We start from the raw sequence: 929 nt of genomic DNA, 5'->3' as shown, positions 1-929 counted from the left end.
GCAACAGGCGATGCTCGCACTGCACCGCATGCGTCAGCAGTTGGTCAAGTTCCGCACCATGCAGATCAACAATCTGCGAGGCCTGCTCACCGAGTACGGCGAAGTGATGGCCGTGGGCCGTGCAGCGCTCGACAACGGAATACCCTCCGCATTCGCGCGACTGGCCCAGCGCCTGCCCGCAGTGCTCATTGATACGCTGCGCGAGCAATGGAATGGACTTGCTACGCTCGATCACCAGATCGGCGCCATCGAACGACGGATGCGAGACTGGAAGAAGGAAGACCGCGCCGTTAAAGCAATCAGCGAGATACCTGGTGTGGGCCTGCTCACGGCCACGGCCGCGGTAGCCATGATCGGCGACGCGAAAGCATTCCGGTCCGGCCGCGAGTTCGCCGCCAGCGTCGGGCTCGTGCCCAAACAGACCGGTTCCGGAGGAAAGATCCAACTGCTGGGAATCAGCAAGCGCGGCGATACCTATTTACGCACCCTGCTGGTTCATGGTGCACGCAGCGTTGTCAAAAGCCGCAAACACACTGACCCCTGGCTCGAACAAATCAGGCAGCGACGTCCGTTCAACGTTGTAGTGGTTGCCTTGGCCAACAAGATGGCGCGCACAATCTGGGCAATTCTGGCCCACGACCGGCCATATCAAAACGGGTTCAACAGTGTGAGGCCAACCCCGAGCGCGCCGCTTGCATAAAGCGGTTGCTCTTTTTTTTAGGACCTTCAAAGACTGCGTTGGAAATCGAGTGTGATGGCAAAACAGGTCGGACCCGGGACCCGCTAAACCTGAATGAGAGCAGGAGCGTCCAGCTCGCCGGTTCAATGAGGTGCGAGTCCGCGGCTTCCATACAGGCCCGCAGCAGACTCATGCTGCAACAAGGTCGGATATACAGCTGCATCCCGTCCCTGTCATGTTCATCTCCCTT

General features: G+C 59.3%; 1 protein-coding gene. It reads left to right on the top strand.

All coding sequences use genetic code 11. From position 1 onward, the window contains the following. A partial coding sequence (locus AWB67_RS38645) for an IS110 family RNA-guided transposase (protein ID WP_087660923.1) occupies positions 1-700 on the top strand: 700 nt, incomplete at its 5' end. Positions 701-929 lie beyond the last annotated feature (229 nt).

It is taken from the genome of Caballeronia terrestris (genome assembly GCF_001544515.1).
GTDB classification, from domain to species: Bacteria; Pseudomonadota; Gammaproteobacteria; order Burkholderiales; family Burkholderiaceae; genus Caballeronia; species Caballeronia terrestris.
The sequence above is the reverse complement of the archived record's forward strand: the minus strand, read 5'-3'. Positions and strand labels throughout refer to the sequence as shown.